Source organism: Mesorhizobium sp. M0244 (assembly GCF_040321795.1).
Taxonomy (GTDB): domain Bacteria; phylum Pseudomonadota; class Alphaproteobacteria; order Rhizobiales; family Rhizobiaceae; genus Mesorhizobium.
In genome coordinates, this window is the sequence record NZ_JAMYSE010000097.1 from 1 (window position 1) to 24,525 (window position 24,525).

Annotated in this window: 21 protein-coding genes and 1 pseudogene; 10 read left to right on the top strand and 12 right to left on the bottom strand. The window is 61.1% G+C overall.

Annotated elements, in window-relative coordinates; translation table 11 throughout:
- Window positions 1-1,156 precede the first annotated feature (1,156 nt).
- On the top strand, window positions 1,157-2,902 hold the full coding sequence (locus tag NKJ08_RS32465; protein WP_352785183.1) for a calcium-binding protein: 1,746 nt from the start codon (window positions 1,157-1,159) through the stop codon (window positions 2,900-2,902).
- Window positions 2,903-3,210: 308 nt separating this feature from the next.
- Window positions 3,211-3,409: pseudogene (locus tag NKJ08_RS32470) on the top strand (tyrosine-type recombinase/integrase); the annotation flags it as partial.
- A gap of 187 nt (window positions 3,410-3,596) precedes the next feature.
- Here NKJ08_RS32470 and NKJ08_RS32475 read toward each other — a convergent pair.
- From NKJ08_RS32475 to NKJ08_RS32500, 6 genes are all read right to left on the bottom strand, one after another.
- On the bottom strand, window positions 3,597-4,658 hold the full coding sequence (locus tag NKJ08_RS32475) for an ABC transporter ATP-binding protein (RefSeq protein WP_352776930.1): 1,062 nt from the start codon (window positions 4,656-4,658) through the stop codon (window positions 3,597-3,599).
- 12 nt (window positions 4,659-4,670) lie between these two features.
- Window positions 4,671-5,714, bottom strand: coding sequence for an NAD(P)-dependent alcohol dehydrogenase (locus NKJ08_RS32480; RefSeq protein ID WP_352776931.1), 1,044 nt, complete (start codon window positions 5,712-5,714; stop codon window positions 4,671-4,673).
- A 30-nt stretch (window positions 5,715-5,744) separates the two neighbouring features.
- The gene (locus tag NKJ08_RS32485; RefSeq protein WP_352776932.1) at window positions 5,745-5,984 is read right to left on the bottom strand and encodes a DUF2160 family membrane protein; all 240 of its coding nucleotides are present in this window, start codon (window positions 5,982-5,984) and stop codon (window positions 5,745-5,747) included.
- A gap of 4 nt (window positions 5,985-5,988) precedes the next feature.
- The gene (locus NKJ08_RS32490) at window positions 5,989-6,825 is read right to left on the bottom strand and encodes a carbohydrate ABC transporter permease (RefSeq protein ID WP_352524760.1); all 837 of its coding nucleotides are present in this window, start codon (window positions 6,823-6,825) and stop codon (window positions 5,989-5,991) included.
- Window positions 6,825-7,679 (bottom strand): carbohydrate ABC transporter permease, encoded by an 855-nt coding sequence (locus tag NKJ08_RS32495; RefSeq protein ID WP_502896231.1) that lies wholly within the window; start codon window positions 7,677-7,679, stop codon window positions 6,825-6,827. The genes NKJ08_RS32490 and NKJ08_RS32495 overlap by 1 nt, the downstream gene beginning before the upstream one ends.
- 162 nt (window positions 7,680-7,841) lie before the next feature.
- Window positions 7,842-9,275, bottom strand: coding sequence for an extracellular solute-binding protein (locus tag NKJ08_RS32500; protein ID WP_352524758.1), 1,434 nt, complete (start codon window positions 9,273-9,275; stop codon window positions 7,842-7,844).
- 699 nt (window positions 9,276-9,974) lie between these two features.
- Here NKJ08_RS32500 and NKJ08_RS32505 point away from each other — a divergent pair.
- The 6 genes from NKJ08_RS32505 to NKJ08_RS32530 all read left to right on the top strand — a co-directional run bounded on the left by NKJ08_RS32505 (window position 9,975) and on the right by NKJ08_RS32530 (window position 16,460).
- Entirely contained in the window at window positions 9,975-10,859 is an 885-nt protein-coding gene (locus NKJ08_RS32505) for a sugar phosphate isomerase/epimerase family protein (protein WP_352524957.1), read from the top strand.
- A gap of 252 nt (window positions 10,860-11,111) precedes the next feature.
- Window positions 11,112-12,344, top strand: coding sequence for an ROK family transcriptional regulator (locus NKJ08_RS32510; protein ID WP_352524756.1), 1,233 nt, complete (start codon window positions 11,112-11,114; stop codon window positions 12,342-12,344).
- Window positions 12,345-12,610: 266 nt separating this feature from the next.
- On the top strand, window positions 12,611-13,612 hold the full coding sequence (locus tag NKJ08_RS32515) for a tagatose kinase (protein WP_352524956.1): 1,002 nt from the start codon (window positions 12,611-12,613) through the stop codon (window positions 13,610-13,612).
- The gene (locus tag NKJ08_RS32520) at window positions 13,609-14,922 is read left to right on the top strand and encodes a D-tagatose-bisphosphate aldolase, class II, non-catalytic subunit (protein WP_352524754.1); all 1,314 of its coding nucleotides are present in this window, start codon (window positions 13,609-13,611) and stop codon (window positions 14,920-14,922) included. Before NKJ08_RS32515 ends, NKJ08_RS32520 begins: the two co-directional genes overlap by 4 nt.
- Window positions 14,919-15,647: an SDR family oxidoreductase gene (locus NKJ08_RS32525; RefSeq protein ID WP_352524752.1), complete on the top strand. Its 729-nt coding sequence runs from the start codon at window positions 14,919-14,921 to the stop codon at window positions 15,645-15,647. Before NKJ08_RS32520 ends, NKJ08_RS32525 begins: the two co-directional genes overlap by 4 nt.
- A 39-nt stretch (window positions 15,648-15,686) precedes the next feature.
- Complete coding sequence (locus tag NKJ08_RS32530; protein ID WP_352524750.1) at window positions 15,687-16,460, top strand: SDR family NAD(P)-dependent oxidoreductase; 774 nt, start codon at window positions 15,687-15,689, stop codon at window positions 16,458-16,460.
- A 583-nt stretch (window positions 16,461-17,043) separates the two neighbouring features.
- Here the strand turns inward: NKJ08_RS32530 and NKJ08_RS32535 are convergent.
- From NKJ08_RS32535 to NKJ08_RS32560, 6 genes are read right to left on the bottom strand one after another with little or no spacing between them, the layout of a single operon-like run.
- On the bottom strand, window positions 17,044-18,081 hold the full coding sequence (locus tag NKJ08_RS32535; RefSeq protein WP_352524748.1) for an ROK family protein: 1,038 nt from the start codon (window positions 18,079-18,081) through the stop codon (window positions 17,044-17,046).
- Window positions 18,081-18,803, bottom strand: a complete 723-nt coding sequence (locus tag NKJ08_RS32540; RefSeq protein ID WP_352524746.1) for a ribulose-phosphate 3-epimerase — start codon at window positions 18,801-18,803, stop codon at window positions 18,081-18,083. Before NKJ08_RS32540 ends, NKJ08_RS32535 begins: the two co-directional genes overlap by 1 nt.
- Window positions 18,800-19,633, bottom strand: a complete 834-nt coding sequence (locus NKJ08_RS32545) for an alpha/beta fold hydrolase (protein WP_352524745.1) — start codon at window positions 19,631-19,633, stop codon at window positions 18,800-18,802. The genes NKJ08_RS32540 and NKJ08_RS32545 overlap by 4 nt, the downstream gene beginning before the upstream one ends.
- Entirely contained in the window at window positions 19,633-20,451 is an 819-nt protein-coding gene (locus NKJ08_RS32550; protein WP_352524743.1) for a sugar phosphate isomerase/epimerase family protein, read from the bottom strand. The genes NKJ08_RS32545 and NKJ08_RS32550 overlap by 1 nt, the downstream gene beginning before the upstream one ends.
- Window positions 20,451-21,527 (bottom strand): Gfo/Idh/MocA family protein, encoded by a 1,077-nt coding sequence (locus NKJ08_RS32555; protein WP_352524741.1) that lies wholly within the window; start codon window positions 21,525-21,527, stop codon window positions 20,451-20,453. Before NKJ08_RS32555 ends, NKJ08_RS32550 begins: the two co-directional genes overlap by 1 nt.
- Window positions 21,528-21,537: 10 nt before the next feature.
- A complete protein-coding gene (locus tag NKJ08_RS32560; RefSeq protein WP_352524954.1) occupies window positions 21,538-22,311 on the bottom strand; it encodes a sugar phosphate isomerase/epimerase family protein in 774 nt (257 codons plus the stop codon).
- A 496-nt stretch (window positions 22,312-22,807) separates the two neighbouring features.
- Here NKJ08_RS32560 and NKJ08_RS32565 point away from each other — a divergent pair, with 496 nt between their 5' ends.
- Both NKJ08_RS32565 and NKJ08_RS32570 read left to right on the top strand, forming a co-directional pair.
- On the top strand, window positions 22,808-23,956 hold the full coding sequence (locus NKJ08_RS32565) for a Gfo/Idh/MocA family protein (protein ID WP_352524739.1): 1,149 nt from the start codon (window positions 22,808-22,810) through the stop codon (window positions 23,954-23,956).
- 16 nt (window positions 23,957-23,972) lie between these two features.
- Window positions 23,973-24,525, top strand: a 553-nt coding sequence (locus NKJ08_RS32570; protein ID WP_352785191.1) for an alpha/beta hydrolase, incomplete at its 3' end; no start/stop codon positions are given.

The window sequence follows — 24,525 nt, forward strand, 5'->3', positions numbered from 1 at the left end:
CGCCACTCTCTCTCCAGGTCTGTCGCTTGCAGCAGGTTCGTTCCTTGTGATCTGAACGACCCGGAACGGCGGACCTTCGAGCCGGTCCGCCGCTCCGTCTTTGTTCAAGCACCGGTTTTTTCCAAAGCAGGGTGCCCATTTCGGGCTGATGCTCACCTTTCGTCACCCAGCGGGTTCGGTAGCAAGGCATCATTGAAGGATGGCTTGAATCCGCCCGCCAACCGAGTTTACTCGGCGCGGTTCGCGACCCCGCTTCCGTGTCTTGAAAGAGCTAGGGCATCTGAGTGAAATAGAAGCTAATCGCACGTTGCATGATGACGAGGCAAAACGGCTTCGCAATTGATCCGGTATGCACTTTCTCGTCTCTTTATTCTTATTCGGCAAACGAACGGTCAGATCCCACCTGAACTTGGCATCGAGTACCAGACCCCCTAGGCCGCTATCAGATCCGTTGCGCAATAGCGGCCATAGCTTCACGAACGGCCCCTCGTCGCAGATCAGGGATAGATAAATCGGAATGCCAATTACTTGAGCGCGAGGGCAGGAACCAGGCAACGACGAACCCGGTTAGTCATTTGGCAGTTATCCGTCCCTAATAAACGTCCGCCGAACAGTTTTGACGTCCTTAAGTCTTCCTCATGGGCGAGTGCGGCAGGCGCTCCAGCTGGGAACCGTCCTACTCTCACCTTTTGTGCGGTTTCCTACATTGATTTGATCTCGATCACGGAGATCTGCCGACCGATATCAGATGATGAGCGCGTAGATGCCTACGAATTGTCCACAACTAATTGGTTGCGGCAGTGAGACTGTGGAGCGGCCCGGCGTCAGAGGTTAACGTCATTTTGATTTTCTGCGCGAAAGTTGATGTCTAAAGCAAACAAATCAATAGATGTATAGCCATTATAAAAACATCGAAAAACTTCAAGAACTACAACGCCTTCAAAATAAAGTCTCAATTCTGGCGTCATTCTGACATCAGAAGACAATAAGCGTCTTGTCCGAAGTCGCTGCTGTCAAAATAAGTCAACAATCCGTGCAGCATTCCTACAAACGGTCAATGATTCTATCAACGGGTGTCTGTATGTGATTTGGCGCTAATATACGCCGTCTGTAGGTAGACGCTGGGCGCTATCGAAATCAGAAAAAGGAATATTGGATGGCAACTCTGCATTATACGTCGGGTGGATCCGCCACCGAAATTGCAACCGCCGGCTTCAATCTGGCTGACGTTCAGTACGCTTCGCAGGTCGACGCGTTGCCGGAGGGCATGAAGGGTCTGGTGTACCTCAATGAGCACGAGGGCGTAACTTCATCCTTCATCGAGAAAATGACCCCCTTCCTCGGCAATCCGAATGTGTTCGGATTCTACCTTGTTGACGAGCCCGATCCCACGGGCAGGTGGGGCACCTACGCAACCGCCGAGAACCTGAAGGCGGAATCCGACTGGATCCATGAGCATTTTCCAGGCGCCAAGACCTTCGTCACCATGATGAACATGGGATCCCCCACCAATCCGGATTTTACCAACACCTACAATCCCGCCAACACGCATATCGACTATTTCGGAATAGACCCGTATCCGGTACGCACGGGAACGGACACGGTCGACTACGACATGATCGATCGAGCCGTGGCTGCAGCGGTGAAGTCGGGCATCCCGATTAACAACATCGTTCCGGTCTTCCAGGCCTTTGGCGGCGGCAATTGGGAGACTTCCGACGGCGGAAGACAGGTCATGCCCACCGCCGAACAGATGCAAACCATGATGGATCATTGGGCCAAGCTGGTTCCGTCACCCGCCTTCGACTATACCTACAAATGGGGAACGCAAAACGGCGATACCGCGCTTGAAAGCTCCTCGGAACTGCAAGCCTTTTTCCGGGAACACAACACCACTACCGCTGCGGCTTCAGACACCACCAGCAGCGACAGCAGTGCTGCTGCGCCCGCTTCCGACGCCGCCACCAGCGATAGCAGCTCGACTGTGACTGCGCCTTCTCACGTCACTACCGGCGACAGCACCTCGACTGCCACCGCCGCTTCCGGCGCTACCACCAGCGATAGCAGCTCGACTGCCACCGCCCCTTCCCCCGCCACCACCGGCGAAAGCACCTCGACTGCCCCCGCCCCGTCCGGCGCCACCACCAGCGATGGCAGCTCGCCCGCGACTACCCCTTCGCCACTCATCGCCAGCGATTCGACTGCGACCGCCGCCTCCGGCGCGACCACGAGCGATGGCAGCTCGGCCGCGACTACGCCTTCGCACCTCATCGCCAGCGATTCGACTGCGACCGCCGCTTCCGGCGCCACCACCAGCGATGGCAGCTCGACTGCGACCGCCGCTTCCCACTCCGACCGCGGCGGTTTTCACGCTTTGACCGATCTGTTCGGCAGCAACGACACCAGCCATGATACTGCCGGCGACAAGGCAAACGAAGGCAGCGGCGTTGACCGGGTATTGGCTGCGTTGAACCACTCGCTTTCGGCCGGCTCGGAGCTTGCCGCGACCAGCAGCCCGTCCGACACAACGGCAACCAGCCTGACCGGTCACGGGTCCGCCCAGATCCTCCAGGGCAACGAAAATGCCGGCGCCAGTGTCAGCAAGAGCGGCGCCGCCGAGCTTGTATCCGGTCACGGCGGCAACGATGCCTTCGACTTCAGCAAGCTTCAGGACAAAGTCCAACTCGACCACTCCGCTCTTGCCGAGCTCAGGTCGGGAGGGCTTTTATCCCACGCTTCCTCTACCGACACGACTGCGCACGATACGGCTGCCGATGATGGTTCCCATCATATCATCTTTGACAGTTCAACCGGGTCGCTCTCTCTCGACAGCGACGCGACGGCCGGCGCAGCACAAACGCACCTCGCCACCCATTTCCCGTGGCAGCATCAGTCTTTGTGATCTGAAAACCAGAGCGGCGGACCTTCAACTCGAGTCGTGTCCGCCGCTCGTCTTTGTTCAAGCACCCGACTTTCCAAAGCGGGTTGCCCATTTTCGGGCTGATGCTCGGCGCGGTTCACGACCCCGCTTCCGTGTCCTGAACGGTACATCACCAACCGTGGAATAGAAGCTCATCGCACACTGCGTGATGACCAAAACGGCTCCGTAAGCGAGCCGGCACGCACTTTCTCGTCTCTATTCAGCAACCGACGGGTCACCCCCGCCTGAACCTGGCATCGAGTACCAGATCCCTCGGCTAGGTCGCTATCAGATTGCCGAAGGGCCTGACGCTTCATGGATTGTGGAAGTCGCTTGGCGTCTATCTCGCTGAAGCGGAAGCGTCCACCAGGCCAGCATGGATGTCCTTGCCATGATGACATTGATCACGCCGAGCTTTATTCCCGTGAGGCGTTGCAGGTGCGTTTGGCCATGCAGGGCATGGACCGAGCCGTACGGCTGGTAAGGCACAAGCCGCTTCTTGGCGAACCGGCCTCTAAGCATTTGGCAGATAACGACAAGGGGGGCCCGGAGGGACGTCGTCTTCTCAACAAAAACAATCAGCGGGTGGTTCGCCCAGCCATATCCTTCGCATGTTTTCGTATTCGGTGGCGAACCCACTGGCGAGGACTGAGGCCCGCTCAATCGTAGCGAAGGCTCACAGGTGTGCGCCGCTTTGCCTGTCAAAGATATGGACCCGGCGCGGATCGATCCTCAATCTCACCTCTTCACCAGGCCGGACGGAAAGCCTGTCCTTGACAATGGCGTCAATAGCGTCCTCGCCAAACTTGGCGAAGATCTGTGTCTCGGAACCGGTCGGCTCGAGCACCGAAACCGTCGCCGGCAAGCCGTCCGGCGCGATGTCGATATGCTCGGGACGTATGCCGTAGATGACCGGCTGCCCGCCCTGCGCCCTGGCCCCCTCGGCTGGCAGCACGGATCCGGTGTCCGACACGAAGATCTGCCTGCCGTCCTTCGAATCGATCCTTCCCTTGATGAAGTTCATGGCCGGCGAGCCGATGAAGCCGGCGACGAAGACATTCCCCGGATTGTCGTAGAGAGCGAGGGGTGCGCCGATCTGTTCCACCTTGCCGTCCCTCATCACCACGATCTTGTCGGCCATGGTCATCGCCTCGATCTGATCATGGGTAACATAGACGATCGTTGTGCCCAGGCGTTGATGCAGTTCCTTGATCTCGACGCGCATCGCAACACGAAGTTTGGCGTCGAGATTCGACAGCGGCTCATCGAACAGGAAGACCTGCGGGTCGCGCACAATGGCGCGTCCCATGGCCACACGCTGGCGCTGTCCACCCGATAGCTGTTTCGGAAATCGGTCGAGCAACTTGCCTAGATCGAGAATTTCGGCCGCCTTCTTCACCTTGGCGTCGATCTCGGCCTTCGGCCTGCCCTTGATCTTGAGCGAGAAGCCCATGTTGTCGGCGACGTTCTTGTGCGGATAGAGCGCATAGTTCTGGAAGACCATCGCTATGTCGCGGTCTTTCGGCAGAACATCGTTCACCACCCGGCCACCTATGCTGATTTCACCGCCCGATATCGCTTCGAGACCGGCGATCATGCGCAACAGGGTGGATTTGCCACACCCCGATGGGCCGACGAGGATGACGAACTCGCCATCGGCGATGTCGACATTCACGCCGTGGATGACCTGGGCGTTTCCATAACGCTTGATGATGTTCTTGACGGTGACCTGAGCCAACTTGCATCCCTTCTATTGCGGTAGAGCAATCTGCATCTTCACTTCGCCCTTTGGGGCAGACGCGGCGATTTCAAACGCTCGAACGCTGTCTTCGAATTCCAACGTGCGCGTGATCAGCGGCTTCACATCGATCGCTCCGGAAGACAGCATGGCAACGCAGCGCGGAAAAACATGCGCATAGCGGAACACATGCTCGACGCGCGCCTCGCGCACCATCGCTTTGCCGAGGTCGTAGTTGATGCCATGCATCTGCACGCCGACGAAAACCACCCGGCCGGCCGGACAGAGCGGATCGAAGACCCCTTCCGCCGCGCGAGGGCTGCCGGAGCATTCGAATACGATCTCGACGCCCCAGCCTTCGGTGGCGGCGAGAATTTCATTGGCGAGGTCTTGCCTGGCGACATTGATCGGCGTGATCGGGCCGAGCTTTGTTGCGAGCTCGAGCTTGGTGTCATCGACGTCCGATACGAAGACCCGGGCGCAGCCCGCCGCCAGCGCAGACAGTGCCGTGACCAGGCCGATCGGGCCAGCGCCCATGACCAGAGCGATGTCGCCCGGCTTCACTTGGGCCTTGGTGGCGGCATGGACGCCGACGGCCAGTGGCTCCACCATGGCCGCCTTCGCGAAGGAAACATTGTCCGGAAGCCTGAAGGTGAAGTTCTCCGGATGAACAACGGTCGGGCGCAGAACGCCGTGGATAGGCGGCGTCGCCCAGAAACGAACCGCTGGATCGACATTGTAGAGGCCCATGCGCGTCGCGCGACTGTTCGGGTCCGGAATGCCCGGCTCCATGCACACCCGGTCGCCGACCTTCAGCGATGTCACCTCGGCTCCTGTCTCCACGACCGTGCCCGACGCCTCATGGCCGAGGATCATCGGCGCCTTCACCTGGAAAACGCCGGCGCCGCCGTGCGTATAGTAGTGCACATCCGAGCCGCAGATGCCGACGGTATGCAATTTAATGCGCACGTCGCGGACGCCGAGCACCTCCTCGCGCTCGATCGGGAAATCCCGCAGCGATAGTTTCATCTTCTCTTCAAGCACCAATGACTTCATGAGCCTGCGTCCTGTCCTTTTTCTCCCGCGCTAACCACGCCAAACGATCAGCACACCCAACACGATCGCCAGAGCATGGCAGACGGACAATGGGATCGACTGTTCGAGAAACCTCATCCAGAACAGTTCGAGCGCAACGAACAGATAGATGCCTACAAAAACCCGGTCGAACCAGTTGGTCACGATCGGCAGGAAACCGGTGCGTTGCGGGCTTGCGACAATGGTATTGGCTTCGTCATCCACCTCATCGAGATCGACGGTGTGCTCCATCGTACTACTCCTTGACCGCGCCGAAGGTCAGACCGGCCACGATGTGCCGCTGGACAACCGAGAAGATCAACAGCGCCGGGACAAGCGTGATGATCGCAATGGACGCCATCGTGCCCCATTCGGTTCCGGTCGTGGTCACGTATTCTGACAGGCCGGTGGTGATGGTGCGCGCGTTGAAGCTGGTGAGCGTTGCGGCGAGCAGGAATTCGTTCCAGGCGAACACCCAGGTCAGGATCAGGGTGACGGCGAGGCCGGGCCGCGCAAGCGGAAAGATGACTTCGCGGATCACCTGCCACGTCGTGGCACCGTCGACGGTTGCGGCCTCGTCCAACTCCTTTGGAATACCGTCGATCGTCGGCCTGAGCGTCCAGATGGCGAAAGGCAGGTTGAACGTGCAGTAGAGCAGGATCATGCCCGTCCGTGTGTCGTAGAGCTTCCACTCTCCTATGACGAAGATCTGCGTGAAGAGCAGGAAGAAGGGCAGCAGGAATACAGCGGCTGGCGCCATGCGGTTGGTGATCGTCCAGAAAAAGATGTTCTCCTTTCCTGCGAGATCGAAGCGCGACAGCGCGTAGCAGGCCATGAACGCCAGAACCGTCACCAGCGTCGCGTTGCCGGTCGAGATCACGATGGAGTTGAACATATAGCGGCGCAGCGTATCGTCGCCCAGGACCTTGACATAGTTCTTCCAGTAAACCGTCTCGAGCAGAACGCTCGGCGTGGTGAACAGTTCGACGGCCGGCTTTACGGAGATGACGAACAGCCAGTAGATCGGGAACAGCGTCAGCAGGCTGAGAAAGATCCACAGCAGAATGGAATAAACAGGGCGGTTGGCGCGCATCAGGGTGTTCTCTTCTGGCCGCGGCGGGCGACAAGGGCGACATAAAGCAGCCAGCACATCACCAGAGTGAGGTACAGGACGATGATCGAAGTGGCCGAGCCGTATCCGTAATCGGTCTTGGGAAATACGATCTTCCAGATGTGCAGGCCAAGGTACCGGGTCGCGGCGCCAGGGCCGCCACCGGTCAGCATCCACACTTCGTCGACGGTGCGCAGTGCATCCATGAGACGAATGAAGACCGTCGCCAGGATCGCCGGGCGGATCATCGGCAACGTGACGTGCCAAAAGATCTGCCACCTGTTGGCTCCGTCGATCTGGGCCTGCTCGAACGGCTCCTTAGGAAGCGAAACGAGTGCCGCAAGCAGCGTCAGCGTCACCAGTGGCGTCCAGTGCCAAATATCCATGATGACAGTCAGTGCAAAGGCCATGTTCGCATCACGACCGATATTGAGGTCGTAGCCGAACCAGGATTTCAACAAATACGGGATGATGCCGATGCTGGGTGTTGTCATCAGGCGCCAGACCGATCCGACGACGATCGGCGCCACGATCAGAGGCAGGGTGTGGATCGTGCGGAAGAAAGCCCGGCCGGGAAACTCCCGCATGAACAACTGAGCCAGAAGGTAGCCAAGGACCACTTCACTCAATACGGCGAAGAAGGCGAACTTCAGCGTGAACGCGATGGAGGTCAGGAACTCGCTGTCGAAGACGAGGCGGCGGAAATTGTCGGCGCCATTGTAGACCATATAGGGATTTGCGCCGAACGGGTTCCATTGATGGAAAGCCACATAGAGCACGTACAAAAATGGGACGATGCCGAAGATCCCGAGGATCGCAATCGTCGGGGCGAGCATCAGCCATCCAACTCTGTTTGATCGCACGCCAGCCCTGTTTGATCGCATGGAACCACTCCCTGGAAGGCGCATCCGCCGCGACATTCTATGAACCTCGCGAGGCGGCAAACTGCGTACCCGGGCCACCGCTTTCGCGGCGGTCCGGGCACTGCGTTCGCACTGCTACTTGCGGTAGCCTAGGTTCTTCAGTTCCGCCTCGGCAGCGGCAGCCATCTGGTCGAGCCCATCGTCGGACGACACCTCACCCAACAGAATCTTGTAGAAGATCGGCGCCGTTGCTTCGCGTACCTGTGCATGGAACGGATAAGGAGGGGCGCCGGCAAACAGCTTTCCGTCGTTCTTGAGCATGGTGTAATAGCCGTTGAGCTTCTTATCCATCTCTATGACTTTAGGATCGTCGTAGGTTGCCGTGTTGGTGATGCGCGGCGCGGCGACCGCCCAATCGCCCTGGACCGAATCCTGGCCGATATACTGGAGGAAGAGAAGCGCCGCTTCCTTGTTCTTCGAGGTGACTGGAAGGCCGAAGGCGCCGCCGTCGTAGTAGCCGATATAGCCTTTGCCGGACTCGGCATCCTCCATGACCCCCGGTTCGACCGGCGGAAGGGCGACGCCGACATTGCCAACCACCTTCGACTTCTCAGCGTCCGAGGCGATCCAGGCGGCGTTCTCGCCATAGACAAGGCCCTGTGCCACACGACCCGCCGCGAAGGTGGTGGCGACTTCGGTCCAGGTGCTGGCCTGAGATTCCGGTGGCGCGATGTCGCGCAGATGCAGCCAGTATTTGAGCGCCGCCTTTGCCTTGTCGCTGTTCATCGCTCCACCATTGGCGACGGACGCGGCATAATTCTTCGATGCGTCGATGCCCCAATTGTACACGCCGAACGTCGGCGCGACCGATTCGAAGAATTCGTACCAGGAAGCCGGGTGACCGGTGTGCGCCTGAGCGGTCGTGCCCCACAATTCCTTGCCGTTGTCCTTGCCCCATTTGGTAAAGAATTCCGCGATCTGCGTGTATTCCTCATGGGTTTTGGCAGGAACCAAGTCCTTGCCGGTTTCCTTCTTGAAGGCTTCCTTGACGGCAGGATCATTGAACAGATCCGTCCGGTAGAGATAGAGCTTGATGAAAGCTTCCATCGGAATGCCGAACAGATCGCCGTCGCCGTTCTTGAAATAGTTCGCGAACGTCGTGAAGTGCGTCTCGTCGTAACCCGGCGCTTTCAGCGACGGATCGTCCTTCAGAGATTTCGTGATGTCGACCAGGAAATCACGGGCGAGATAGGCATAGATGATGTCCTGCTCGATATAGACCATGTCATAGATGCCGGTCTTGGCTTCCATGTCCTTGATCGCCTTGTCATACATCTGGTCCCAGGATGTGGTTTCAATCTCCACCTTGATGCCCGTCGACTTCTCGAACGCAGGCGCAAGAACATCCTTGATATAGTTCGAAGGCGGGGTGCTTTCGGTCACCCCGTGCAACGTAACACCCTTGTACTTTGCGCCGGCGTCTGACCAGAAATCGGCCTTGGCAGGCATCACGCTGGTCATTAGCCCCACTGCCAATGCGGCAAGGCTTATTCCGAGTTCATGTCTCATTTTTCACTCCTCCAACAGAATCTTGAATGTCAGTCCGTCATTTCGCAGTCATGGCAACGTTCCTTCCCGCCAGACCGGAAACCTCCTGGCCATCAAAGGCCTTGTGGCGGCCCCGCCTCGGCGATTTCCTCCGATCAACCCGGTGGTGCCTCCCTGCTTGATCCAAATTTAAGACGCCAGCGCACGGGCACTGGCCCTATGAAGATTCATCGCTTTCCGTGTCCGCACCCGAGCAGAAAACTCCCCTCAGGTGCTGGCCTTGGGAGGCAACCTGTATTTTCTGCTGTTTCGAATTGCCGGCTTGGTCTCAACTCACGGACCGAGTTGGCCATATTCATGCAAACGAGCACAGAAGAGCGCTATCGGCCCATCTGTCGCGAAGAGCGGAGAAATTGGATCACAGGGGCAAGTTAATTTCCTCCTCCACGTTTCGCTGGTTGGCAGCGTTATATGTTGTTCTTGTCCACAAATTAGACGATACGCGAATTCTGTCAAGCCAAAAAACCCGCCGAGGCAGCGTCCCCCGGATTCCGCGTAATATCCGCGACATATTTGCGTGGATGATGCTCGATCCGGTTAGGAGTTGCCGCGCGCACCAGCATTTGTTGCGCCGTCGAGGACCTTGACATTTGTCACGATGGGCATTTTGTTGTCCTTGTCAACATTCACAGAGTCGCCAGTACCCAGAGGAAACAGCCGATGCGCAGATTGGGCATTCATTCGTTCGTATGGACCGGCGGTGGCACTCAGGCCATGCTTGAAGAAGCGATGGAGAATTCGGCTGCGTGCGGTTACCGGCTGATCGAGTTTGCGTATCTTCAACCCGAAAAGTTCGACATCCATCGCCTCGCCAAGAAGGCTCAGTCGTTAGATCTCGAAATCGCCGTCACCATGGGCCTGCCCTTGAGCGCCGATGTGTCGAGCGAGGACGGCGCTGTCGTGAAGGCAGGTGAGGAATTACTCGCGAATGCAGTCGCGGCGGTGCGGGACATCGGCGGCACCAAGCTCGGGGGCATTCTCTATTCCGCGCATACGAAATACTCGACAATGCCGAGTGATCGCGGCCGCAAGAACAGCGTCGCAGCCATTGCCAAGACGGCTGACGCAGCAAAGAAGGCCGGCGTCGATCTGGTCCTGGAGGTCGTCAACCGGTTCGAGACGAATCTCTTGAACACGGCGGCTCAGGGCCTCGACTTCATCAAGGCGACCGGCTCCGATCACGTCACGCTCCATCTCGACACGTTTCATATGAACATCGAAGAGGCCAATCCAGCGGCGGCCATTCGTCTGGCCGGCGACAAGATCGGCTATTTTCACATCGGCGAAAGCAATCGCGGCTACCTCGGCGATGGGGTGATCGATTTCGATCGCATCTTCGACGCGTTGCTAGACATCGGCTATAGCCGCGACATCACCTTTGAATCGTTCTCCAGCGCCGTGGTCGATGAGGGTCTTTCCCTCGCATGCGCCATATGGCGCGACACCTGGACCGAGAACATGCCGTTGGCAAAGCATGCCAAGGCCTTCATCGACCTGAAAAAGCAAGAGGCGGTTCGTCGGCGAACGACGAATGCCCGTCCATAAGTCGAGGACAATCTGATTATGCGGCAGTGCGGACCCTCTGCCTAAGACGCCCTGCTCCGCGGTCTTCAGCGCTGTAGTGCTGTGGTTTTTTCGCTGTTCATCGGCAGCCTCGGATCCGTGAGACAGAAGCTTCGGGGGGATGCGTGTTCAATAAGATCGCGCCAGTTGCTGCACGCCTGCGCGGCGTGTACCAAGTGAGCGCGTTGTGGTTGCGTTCGGCTTGCGGACCGCAGGTAACCTGGAGAGACCTAAGTGAATGACCCGGCGCTGACCGCCAGTTCAAATCGCAGGATTCGACAAAACAATGAAGTGGCGGCTCTAAGAGCCCTTCATCAATTTGGACGTCTCACTCGAGCCGAACTCGCGCGCAAGTTACGGCTTAACCGCTCTTCGTCGGGGCATATCATCGCGAGCCTGACGGCTGACGGTCTGGTGCGCGAAGCAATTGAGGATCTGCCTGAACAAGCGGGCTATGCCCGAGCCGGCCGTCCCGGCATCATGCTGGAGCTTGTGCCGGATGCTATTTTCTTCCTTGGGGTCGAGATCGGTGTCGAGCATATCAGTACGGTAGAGATCGATCTTGGAACCAATATCGTTTCGACGAATGTGGAACCGTTTGATGGTCCGTCGATCAACGTAGAGGCCGCGGTCGACCGCGCCGTGAGGCTGGCTCTCCAATCTATTCCTGTGTCAAAACTGGAGCGATGTGAAGGCGTTGGCGTATCAACCCCGGCGCAAATGGACAAGAATGGCTTCGTCCACTTTGCGCCGCTTCTCGGCTGGCGAAATGTTCACCTTGCAAAGCTGGTGAGAGACGCCCTGCCGATTCGTGTTCCGGTCCTTGCCGAGAACGATGCCAACGCATTCGCCATCGGCGCGACTTACGGGCGCAGCGAGGTGCATTCCGGCGTCACGCTTTTTCTCGTTATGGAGAGCGGTGTCGGCGGCGGCATTATCGTTGACGGCAGCCTTTTTCGCGGCGCCAACGGGCTGGCGGGGGAGATTGGGCACTTGATTGTCAGCGACGCGCCAAGCCCGCGCCGCAATCTCGAACAACTAATCGGCCTTGAAAACATCATGGCCGAGTATCGCAAGACCTCCGCCCTCAGTGATCCGACATTCGGCAACTTCCTTTCCGATGTCCAAAACCGGTTGCCTAGCGCTGTCTCAATAGCCGAGGACTGGGCAAGGGCTTTGGCAATAGGCCTGGTGCAGACTTGCCGAATCATCGACGCCGACAAGATCGTGCTGGGCGGTTCGGTCGCCGCACTCTATCCCTTGATGGCTGCCAGGGTCACTGCACACATCCATGCCATACAGGAATCCAGTTTCCCGTTCCCATCGATCACAATGAATGATGAAGGAACTGTCGGTTCCGCTTTCGGTGCGGCCTGCATGTTACATCAGCGATATTTGTCTCTGCAAAGTCAGCGTTTCGCCGATGGTACGGCGGAACTCGAAGGGGCAGAGGGAGACGAAGGCTAATATCAGGTTCGGCACTGCCGAACCGATGCTGCTGCTCGGGCTACCTGTTTGATCGCAATTTAGAATGCCATTGTGGCCTGTCCGTCTCGATTGATTAATATGTTGCATAAAGCTACAAACATAATTAGTGTAGTCCCTGGAGGAGCATCGCGCATTCCCATCGTGGCCGTCTCGGGTTGTCGTTCGCTGTGGAACAGGATCAGCGAGCGGCCGCAACCTCCAGGCGCATGCTCCAGCTAAAAGATGTGCGCTAGCCGAGTTGTATGATGCCCGCAGATGCGATTTTAAGTCAGACCAAGCTCGCACCCGACGCACTAGGGCCGACCGTCGTCATCGGCGAGATCCTGGTGGAGATCATGGCCAAAAGTCGCGGCGACGGCTTTCTCGAGCCGATAGAGCTTATCGGCCCCTACCCCAGCGGCGCGCCGGCGATTTTCATCGATCAATGCGCCAAGATCGGCGGGTCGGCGGCAATCGTTGCATCGGTCGGCGACGATGATTTCGGCCGCATCAATGTCGAACGGCTCCGGTCTGACGGCGTGGACGTATCGGCTGTTTCGGTCAGTCAGGATTATCCGACCGGAAGCGCGTTTGTTCGCTATCGCAACGACGGCTCGCGCGACTTTGTCTTCAACATCGGAAAATCGGCGGCGGCCCTGGTGAGCCTGACGGTTGAAGCGAAGGCGCTGTTCGAGCGGGCTGGACACCTCCACGTCATGGGTAGCGCTTTTGCCATCCCGGGTATCTGGGAGACGATGGATTATGCCATCGGCGTCATCAAGCGGCGCGGCGGCTCCGTTTCACTTGACCCGAACTTGCGCAAGGAATTGCTCGGGCTCGGGCAGACGCAGGAGCGCTTCGCCAAGCTCGTCGACATCGCGGACCTTATCCTGCCCTCCGGCGACGAATTGTTCATGGCAGCTGGAGTTGATGGTGAATCTGCCGCGGTCATCGCGCTCTTTGGGCGCAGTGTGACGGAGATAGCCCTTAAACGCGGCGAACACGGATCAACATTCTTCGGTGCTGACGGCTCGCGGATTGATTGCTCGGCGTTCAGGGTTGCGGAAATTGATCCGACGGGCGCTGGCGACTGTTTCGGCGGCGCTTACGTCGCTTGCCGCCGTCTCGGCATGCCTGTGTTCAAAGCCCTGGAGTATGCCAATGCCGCGGGCGCTCGCAACGTTACTATTCAAGGTCCGATGGAAGGTGTCGCCTCGCGTCGGCAGCTTGACGAATTCATCGCCGTGACCCCGAGAAACGCTCGATGACCGGTCTCCTCAAAAACCTGGCGGCGGCGCGGCGCAATGGTTCGCCGATAGGCGTCACGTCGGTCTGCTCAGCGCATCCATTGGTCATCCGGGCAGCAGCGCGCAACGCTGCACGCTTCTCCGGCACGCTTGTGATCGAAGCAACCTGCAACCAGGTCAACCAGTTCGGCGGCTACACCGGAATGCTGCCCAGCGATTTTGTTCGTCTCGTCCAGCACATATCGGCAGAAGAAAAGCTTCCGATGGAAAGGATCATCTTCGGTGGGGATCACCTTGGGCCAAATCCGTGGCGCGGGGAACATGCCGGCGCAGCGATGGCGAAGGCAGAAGAGATGGTCACGGCGTACGTGTCCGCCGGCTTCCGAAAGATCCACCTCGATGCTTCGATGGGATGCGCCGGCGAGCCTGCCGCGCTCGACGACGCCACAACGGCGGAGCGTACAGCGCGGCTGGCCATGGCGGCAGAGCGCGCGGCGCGCGCCGCAGGAGATGAGGCGCCGGTCTACATCATCGGCACCGAGGTGCCGACGCCCGGCGGCGCCAATCATGCAATCAGCGACATTGAGCCGACCAGCGTAGCGGCGGCGACGCACACGATCGATGTTCATCGCGATCTGTTCCTGAAGCAAGGCTTGGCCGATGCGTTCTCACGCGTCATCGCACTGGTGGTCCAGCCCGGTGTGGAGTTTGGCAATGAGAATGTGGTCCTTTACGATTCCGCCAGGGCACGCGGGCTGACGCGGCTGCTCGAGCAGGAACCTAGCCTGGTCTACGAGGCGCATTCAACCGACTACCAGGGACGAACATATTTGCGCCAATTGGTCGAGGACGGCTTCCCGATCCTGAAAGTGGGGCCGGAATTGACCTTCGTCCTGCGCGAGGCGCTCTACGCGCTGGACCTTATCGCGACCGATCTTTTGCCGGGCTACGGAGCCCGTCCACTCTATCAGGCCATGGAGCGATTGATGCTGGCCAAACCCGGCAATTGGCAGGGCCATTATCACGGCTCGGAAGCCGAACAGCGCATCCAGCGCCACTACTCGTTCTCGGACCGCATCCGGTATTACTGGAAGCAGCCGGAGGCGGAAGCAGCGGTCGCGAGGCTGACCGCAGCCCTGCACGGCAAGACGGTGCCGCTCACGCTGTTTCGCCAGCATCTGCCCGCATTCGATGCGTTTGCAGGCAAACCGCTCGAGCCGACCTCGTTACTGATCGCCTCGATCCAGCGCAGCCTGGACGAGTACCGCTTCGCCTGCACGGGCGAGGCACTCAACACCGAAAGTAACCCGACGGATGGAGGACGAAGATGAGCGAACAACTCTCTGGAAAGGTCATTGCAATCACAGGCGCGGCATCGGGTATCGGCCTTGCTTGTGTCCGTGGTTGTCTCGATGCTGGCGCGCGGGTGGTCCTGATCGACTATGCGGATGAGAAACTGCGCAGCCTGGCTGCTGATCTCGGCGAGAACGCGATTCCTTTGAGGGTGGATCTCACCAATCCGGAAAGCGTGGCAGGCATGATGCCCGGCATTCTGGACAGGGTCGGTCACCTCGACGCCTTCCATGCCAATGCCGGCGCCTATATCGGCGGTGATTTCATCGATGGTGATCCGGACGCCTTTGACCGGATGCTGAACCTGAACGTCAATGCCGTATTCCGAACTATTCATGCGGTCCTGCCGCACATGATCGAGCGGGGCACGGGAGATATCGTGGTCACCAGTTCCGTGGCCGGCCACACCGCGGTGCCGTGGGAGCCGATCTACACCGCTTCCAAGCACGCAGTTCAAGCGTTCGTCCATGCGCTGAGGCGACAGGTGGCGAAGCACGGCATCCGTGTCGGCGCGATCGCCCCCGGACCGGTAATGACGCCCCTCGTCGCCGACTGGCCGAAGGAGAACCTCGCCCGGGCGATGGCGGCCGGAAATCTGTTCGAACCGAAGGAAATTGCCGAAGTCCTGCTGTTCATGCTGACCCGGCCGAGAACGGTTACAATTCGCGATATCGTCATTCTGCCGACCAACTTCGACATTTGACACGTAGCGTCTCGGCATCGAAATTCGAGGAGGTAGGCCATGTACCAAGCGCGCTTCAGGGTGGACAACGAGGTCGCCGTGGTGACCGGCGGAGGCAGAGGTATTGGCCTCGCATGCGCCGAAGCGTTGGGCGAGTCCGGAGCGCATGTGGTCATCATAGAGCCCGACGAGCAGATCGGCAGTGCTGGCAGGGATGCACTGACTGCGAAAGGCTACTCGGCCGAGCTGATGCTCGGTGACGTCACTTCGTCAACAAGGATGAGCGAGATTGCTGACACGCTCGCCGCTCGGGGGACGCCGGCTTCGATTCTCGTCAACAATGCCGGCGTCGGCAGCAGCGGCATTTCGTCGGAAGATATCAGTGATGAACTCTGGCTGTGGATGATGAACGTCAACATCAACGGCGTCTTCTGGTGCTCGCGCGCTTTCGGCCGCCACATGATCGCGGCCGGCCGCGGCTCAATCGTCAATCTGGGTTCCATGTCGGGCACGATCTGCAACCGGCCGCAGCCGCAAACACCTTACAATGTCTCCAAGGCGGCCGTGCATCACATGACCCGCTCGATCGCCGCCGAATGGGCGCCTCATGGCGTGCGGGTTAACGCGGTGGCGCCAACCTACATCGAAACGCCGATGGTCCTGGCGATTCCGGAAAACGCGCCGCGTATAGAAGCGTGGTTGCGAGACACGCCAATGGGCCGCATGGGCCAGGCGCACGAAGTCGCCAGCGCTGTCCTGTTCCTCGCTTCCGACGCGGCCAGTTTGATGACCGGAGCCGTCGTACCCGTCGATGGGGGATTTACGTGCTGGTAGGACGGTAGCAGCCAAGAGTTTCCTCGCGGTCACTTCTCTCACCGAAGCTCGAGCTCGAGAAGGTGGATGCGGCTTCGGCCGCCGGCACATCGCCTTAGGTAACCTCGGCGCCGATCGCAGCCAGCGCGAACCACGTCGAAATCCTTGTCCCCAACCAACAGTCGAGCCGCCCGCCAGGCACCGCCGACCAATGTAGATCGGCAATCTGTCAGCAAAATTAGTGACGCCTCCGCACGGGCGACGCTGGCCGAGCCCTGCTTCGAACGGTCATGCCGCCGCTGGGCGGTTCGCAGTCTCGCCGCGACTACCAGAAGGCTTGTATGCGCCCATTGCGATGGCGCGCACCTCCAGCGGTGTAGTCGAGCAGAGTCGCCTGCTTTCTAACTCATTCGAGGGAGACCGGGCGATCAGACGGCTCGCCGTCGGCTTAATGCCCATTGATATAGGTCATGGAATTTGTTTGTTGTTGCAGCCAACAAATTACAAGATCGGGAGGATAGGACGAAATGCTACCCCTTCATAATTTTCGTGGACTAATGACCTCGACGGATCTGTAGGATTTGCGCAGCCGCTCAGCTTGAGCTCAGCCATGGCTTGCCTCCCGGGCACCGGCACGTTTGGTCGTGTCGTTGTTGTTTTCGTCATCTTGCGCCATCGCCAGCGGCGCGCCTGGTTCGCCTTCCCACAGGATCAGGCTGGCGGCGCCGATCAGTCCGGCCTGATTGCCGAGTTGCGCCGGCACGATGGGTACGTCCCGGTAGGCGGGCATCGCCCGCTGCTCGACGACCGCCCTGATGCTTGGAGCCAAGAGGTCGAAACCGTTGGCGAGACCGCCACCCATTACGATCAGGTCCGGCGAATAGAGATGAAGCAGATTGGTGAAGCCGATGCCCAGCCAATTCGCCTCCGCCTCGATGAGTGTGCGCGCGCGCCCGTCGCCTGCACGCGCGGCCTCGACCACGTGCCTGGCCGAGACGTCGCCGTCGGCCGAAAGGCGCCGCAGCAGCGAGCCGTCGCCCGGCGCCGTCAGCGCCGTGGCGCGCCGCCCGAGCGCGGTTCCGGAGGCGACCGCCTCGAAGCAGCCGACGGCGCCGCAGAAGCAGCGGTCGCCTTCGCCGGTGATGGTCATGTGGCCGATCTCGGCCGCCAGCCCGCGCCGGCCATGATAGATGTGACCCTCGGCAACGACGCCACCGCCAATGCCAGTCGACACGGTGACGAACACCATCGACCCGGTGCCACGCCCGGCGCCGAAGCGCCATTCGCCGAGTGCTGCGGCATTGGCGTCGTTCTCCAGCCGCACCGGCAGACCGAAATACTTGCCGAGAATGTCGATCAAGGGCACGTCGTGCCAGCCAGCCAGTGTCGGCGGTGCGATCACGATCCCGGCCTTGGGGTCGAGCGGCCCCGGTGCGCCGACGCCGATGCCGGCAACCTTGGCCTGTGGGTGCTGTGTCAGAAGGTCCCCGGCCAGCGCGATGATCTGGCCGATCACCGCTTCCGATCCCGCGATCGCCATCGTCGGGGCCGAAACATGGGCGATCACGTGGCCGCCGCTCTCGACCAGCGCGCCGCGCAGCTCCGTTCCGCCGAGATCGAAGGCAAGCGCTACCTTTGTCATCAGGCGGCAATCTCCAGCCCATGCAGCCAGGCCATGCGCTGCGCAAGGTCGGGGTCGCCGAATGCCAGCGATCCGAGCACCACGGTTTCGGCGCCGGCGGCGCGCAGGCGGGGCACCGTTTCGTGGCGGATGCCGCCATCGGCAGCCAAGATGATTTCGTTCTCTCGACCTGCTTTTCGCATCAGCGCCCGTGCCTCGATCAGGCGCGGGCCGGCCTGGTCGGACAGGCTCTGGCCCTTGACGCCGATGGATGTGCCGAGAAGCGTCACGAAAGCCACTTGCGACAGGAAAGGTTTGACCGCGGCCACCGGTGTTTCCAGTCTCAGCACCACCCCGGCCTCGACGCCGAGCTCACGCGCCAACCGCACGGCGCGTAGGCCGGCCTCGCCGTTTTCCGCATGGACGCTGACAAGATCGGCGCCGGCCTCGATGAATTGGCGCGTCTGCTCCTCGACGATCTCCGCTTCAACCATCAAATGCACATGGATCGGCTTTGCCGTCAGCATGGCGATCCGCGCCACCAGGTCCGGAAAGAACAGGAAGCCGGGGGTGAAGCGGGCGTCCGCGACGTCGATGTGGTGGAGGTCGACAAAGGGATCTATGCGCTTCAGGTCGCGCTCCATATTGGCGAGGTCGGCCGACCACAGCGAAAACTCGCCGAGCAACCGGTTGCGCGGAAGGGCGGCGATGGCAGCGGGGCCGGACAGGGATTTGGTCGTCATAACGGGACAAGGCTCCGGATGTTGAAGTGAGCGTGAAGGAAGGTCGTGATCTCAGCCTGCAGCTCGGCGAAATGCCTGACGCTGTCGAGCGCCTTGGGAGAGATTTCCGCAAAGGTCGCGCCGGGGATCGCCGTGGCAAGCGTGCGCGCAGCCGGCAGCGGATGCACCGCATCCATGGCGTTGCCGATGACCAGCGTGGGGACGCCAAGGGCAGCGGCGTTGCTTTCAGAAACGCCCGGTCCGTCGGCGGCGATGTCGGCGAGGACCTGCGCGAATGGCGCGGCGTCCGGCCGGTCGAAATAGCCGAGTAATGAGGCGAGATTGTCGGGCGCGTGGCGCTGCAGGCGCTCGGCGGTTTCCGATTGCGCGAAGATCGTCCTGGCCTTGTCGGGGCCGTGGTCGAGGATGAGGCCGGCGACCTCGGCGATCGGCCGCAGGTTCACCGGCGCGCTGTCGAAAATCCAGGCCGGGCGTACAAGCAGCAGACCCGCGATGCGGTCCGGGTGGCGACAGGCAAGGCGCAAGGCAATGGCGGCGCCCATGGAAACGCCGCCGGCGACGAAACGGTCGAGACCGGCTTGATCGGCGGCGGCAACAACATCGTCCGCGAACATGCTCAGGGAAAACGGACGGCGGCTGCCCAGTCCGGAGGCGCCGTGCCCGCGGCATTCCAGCGTGATGCGCCGGAAGTCGGCACCGGCCGGGAAAGCCTGGGCAATTTGCGCCTCGCCGCCGCCCAGCCCATGCTGGAAGACGACGGCAAGCCCGTTGCCATTATCAGAAATCCGAAGCGTGGCGTCGTCGCGAAGCAGAGCGGCCAGGCGAGCCATCAGGTCAGCCCCATCAGGAAGCGAGCAACCCCTGGTGCCTCTTCGGCCGAGAGGCCATGCGTGACCAGCGGCCCGTCAAAGCCTGATGACTTCAGCCTGGCGACGAAATCCAGGAAATCGACGACGCCCCTGCCGGCGGTGGCAAAGCGGCCGTCGGCCAAGCGGTCCTTGGCATGCGCCATGGCGACGTGGCCGGCGGTGCGTTCGACGGCGGCGGCCACGATGGCGCTTGCTTCCTCGGGGCTCGCCTGCTCGAACAGGTTGGCCGGATCGAGCACGACGCGCAACCGCTTCGAGCCCATCTCGGCGATGAGGCGCATCGCGTCCTGCGCCGAGGTCACGATGTTGGCCTGTTCGGGCTCGATGCCGAGATCGACGCCGTGACGCTCGGCGAGTTGAAGCGCCTTTTCGATCTCGCCCGCCATATCGTCCCATGCCTCACGGTCGGCGTTGTTGGGGTGATACGCCCACTGATCGTCCGCGTTGCGCGTTCCCGTGCACAGGGTGACGAGCGGAACAGCAAGGGACGCCGCGGCCTTGATGACCACGCCAAGCCGGCGCATGCCGTCGTCGCGCACCGCGTTGTCCGAATGGGCCATGTTGTAGGTGCCCGACAGCGCCACCAGGGCGACGCCGGAGGCACCGGACGCCGCCGCGATGGCGCTGATGGCACCGTCAGGCACCGCATCCGGCATCGACGGCAGGCCGGCACAGGCAAGGTTGAACTGGGTGACGGCAAATCCCGCGTCGCGCACCGCCGCCAGCACGCCGGCCGGCTCGCTGCCCGGAAAGGTCCTGGCGAACACCCCGACCTGCATCAGACCGCTCCCGTGACGGCAGCGATCTCGACGCGCAGCCCGCTCTCCACCGAGCGGGCGATCGCCACCATGGCGCGGATCGAGGCGAGGCCGTCCTCGACATCGGCGCCGCGCAGCGGCGCGCCGTCGAGGACCGTGTTGGCGAGGCCTTCGAGTTGCCGCCTGAAGAAATGGCCGTCGGCGCCAAGCGGCTTTCGCGCCGTCGCATCCTTCTCGTGAAAGATGTCGACCTCGCTCGCTCGGAAATACCAGGGATTGAAGGTCTTTGCGATCACGGAGCCGTTCTCGCCATAGAGTTGAAAGCCTTCGTGCCAGTCCATGCGGACGGCGACGGTGAGGTCGAGATGGCCGAGCGCGCCATTGGCGAATTCAGTTTCGACGAACCAGCAATAGGCGCCGAAACGCTCATTGAGGCGGGCGCGCACCGCGACAATCTCGCCGCACAGGAAACGTGCGGTATCGACAAGGTGCGAGCCGTGCGCGAGCATGAAATACTGCCTGAGGTCGGCCTTCGGATTGCCGGCCGGCTTCTTTGCCAGCTTGCTGGTGACGGGCAGCGGCTGCACCGCATCGGTGTTGGTGTAGCGATGCGTGGAATCGCAATACCAGGCCTTCAGCGCCAGGATCTCGCCCATCTCGTCGCGGACGAAGTCGCGCGCCGCCTCCAGTGCCGGGTCGAAGCGCTTCATATGGCCGACTTGCAGCACCTTGCCGGAGCGCTTGACCGCATCGGCGAGCGTCTCGCCCTCTTCGACCGAGACGCCGATCGGCTTCTCGCACAGCACGTGCTTGCCGGCCCCGAGCGCCTTGATCGACATCGCAACGTGATAGGCGTCCGAGGTCGCAACGATCACCGCTTCCAGTTCAGGGTCGGCGAGCATCTCATCGTAGTCGCCATACATTTTTTCGGGCTCATAGGTCGCGCCCATGCGCGCCAGCAGGTCGGGAGCGGCATCGCAGATCGCATAGAGGTCGGCATTCCGGGCTTTCACGCAGGATTCCAGATGGGCAAATTGCGCGATCGGCCCGCAGCCGAGCACACCGACACGAAGGCGACGGTCTTGCTTGCGGATCATGGTCTCTTCCTCAGGCGCCGTAGCCGCGCATCGTCTGGCGGTTGGTCTTGACCGCGGCCGCCGGATCGGCGGCGGCGGTCTCGGATTCCTCTTCCAGCACCAGCCAGCCATTGAAGCGTGGCGCTGCACTGGCGATGTCGATCACCGCCGCGGTATCGCAGACGCCCTTGCCGAGCATCGCCCATGTGCCGCTGGCATCGACATCCTTCAGGTGCACGTAGCGGATGCGGTCGCGATAGGTGGTGAGCGTATCGGCCATGTCTTCATGGCCGCGCAAGATGTGGCCGGTATCCGGCACCCAGCCGACGAGCGACGGATCGACCAGCCCAAAGATCCGGTCGTAGTCGGCGCGATCGAAGAGCAGCGTGTTGTGGTGCGAACTCGGATGCACCGCGACCTGGACGCCCGCCTTGCGCCCTAGCTCCCCCGCCTTGTTGTAGACCTCCGCGGCGATGGCAAATTTGTCGTCGCGCGGGCCGTCGGAGACGACTGTCGCCGAGCCCATCGACACGAGCGTACCCGGAAAGGCGGCGGCGAAGTCGATCCATCGCTTCGCGGTCTCGAGGTCGTTGCCGATCTTCTCCTTGAGCGTAAAGCCGCTCTTGGAACCGAAGGCGAAGGAGACGAGCGTCAGGCCTGACGCCTTCAGCGCGGTCGCGAACTCCGCCGGCTTGTCGGCATATCGGCCGATCATCGCGTCGGTGATCTCGATGCCGGCATAGCCGCCATCGGCGATCGCCTTCAAGAGATCGTCCGGGCCGCCGGCAAAGCGCTCTCCGAGCATTTCCCAGGTAAAGGTCTGGCAACCGACTTTCAGGTCTTTCACGATCGTCCTTTCATTCCTTGATGCCGCCCTGCGCTAGCCTTGCGGTTCTGCCATTCGTTGAAGGCCTTGATCAGGTCGCCAAAGGTTTCCTTGCCGAAGAAGGCGGCGCTGGCAAGCTGATTTCGGAACGTGATTGCGCCCGCGCCGGTCGAATGCCGAGACCCGTGCCGAGCGCTGCGGCGCCCAGCATGCCGGCGCCGATGAGAAATTGCCGGCGATCGGCGATGGTGACGCGAGCCACAGGCTTCGTAGCGGCGGTCGGCCGTTTTTCATGTCAGTCATTTCCTCCTCCTGAAGGCTGGGCGCCTCCAATGTTGCGCCAGGATTTTCGCATGTTCTGCAAAAATTTTACGCGCGTCAATATTTAAAGTGCTGTATAGCGAGCTGTGATTGCGGCTCGCCACCGATTCAGCGGCCAGCCGAAATGTCATCGCGTTGGGAGGCAGACTCGAAAATGCAAGGAAAATCAAAGACGAAGCTCGGTATCGGCGTTGTCGGATGCGGCAACATCTCGATGACTTATCTGCGCAACGCGGCGCTCTTCGGCTGCGTCGAGTTGCGTGCATGCGCCGACATTTCCACCGAACTGGCGGCGCTGCGCGGCAGCGAATACGGCACCCGGACGGTCAGCGTCGACACGCTCCTAGCCGATCCGGAGATCGACCTTGTCCTCAACCTGACCACCCCGGCGGCGCATTTCGACATCTCGTTTTCGGCGCTTTCGGCGGGCAAGCATGTTTTCACCGAAAAGCCGCTGGCAACCTCGGCCAGCGACGGCCGCCGGCTTGTCGCCGAGGCGGCGAAGCGCAATCTGCTCCTAGGCTCGGCCCCCGACACTTTTCTCGGCGCAGCCGGACGGCGGGCGCGCCGCCTGATGGACGAGGGCGCGATCGGCCGCGCGGTCACCGGCACCGCCTTCATGATGGGGCGCGGCATGGAGCACTGGCATCCCAATCCGCAATTTTACTATCAGCCGGGCGCCGGCCCAATCTTCGACATGGGCCCCTATTACCTGACCATGCTGGTCAACCTGCTTGGGCCGGTAGCACGCGTGATGGCGATGGCGACTCGGGGACAGGAAGAGCGCCTTATCACCGCCGAAGGTCCCTACAGGAACACCAGTTTCAAGGTCGGCACGCCGACCAACATCCTATCGCTGCTGGAGTTCCGCTCGGGCGCCACCGTCACCTTCGGAGCCTCCTGGGATGTCTTCAGACACTCCAATCACCCTATCGAACTGCACGGCACGGAAGGCTCACTGCGCCTGCCCGATCCTGACACGTTCGGCGGCACCGTATCGCTTTCGGAACGCGGCGCCGACTGGGCCGACTTCCACAGCGAGAGCGAGCTCTACGGGGCGCGCAACTGGCCTTACGCCGCGCCCGACCGCGCCAACTACCGCATGCTTGGCGTCGCCGATCTGTCGCGTGCGCTGACGACGGGCAGAAAACCCCGCGCCTCCGGCGATCTCGCTTTGCATGTGCTGGAGATCATGGAGGCGATCCTCGCTTCGGGAGAAAGCCGCGAGTCCGTCGCCGTCAACGGGACAGTCGACCAGCCGCCGCTTCTTGGCGAGGACGAGGCGACGAGCCTGCTTGCCTGACGCGTAGGATCCGTCGATGACTACGTTGCTTTCATCACTTCTCGATCCAGAAGCCCGGCATGTGCTCGACCTCGGCCGACAGGCTCCCGTGCGGCCGTTCGAGGCCGGCACGCCTGAAGAGGCGCGGCGCGCCTATGAGGAGAGCTTTCCCACATTGCAGGGTGAACGCGAGCCGGTCGCCTCGCTGAACGAACGCTTCATCGACCGGCCTAGCGGCCCGTTGACGCTCAGGATCTATCACGGGCGACGGGCGGCCTTGGCCAGTGCCCCCGCGCTGCTTTATCTGCATGGCGGCGGCTGGGTAATCGGCAATCTCGATTCCCATGACGAGATCTGTCGCTGGTTTGCCAACATGGCGGCCTGTGTGGTCGTCTGTCCCGACTATCGGCTGGCGCCGGAACACAAATTCCCGGCCGCCATCGAGGATTGCCGCGCAGCGTTTGCCTTCATGCAAAGTGCGGCCGACGATCTCGGCATCGACGCGGAGCGGGTCGGGGTGGCCGCGGGCGCCGGCCGGGGGCCGCCGGCTGGGGGGCGGGGGGGGGTGGTGGGGGGGGGGCGGCAACCGG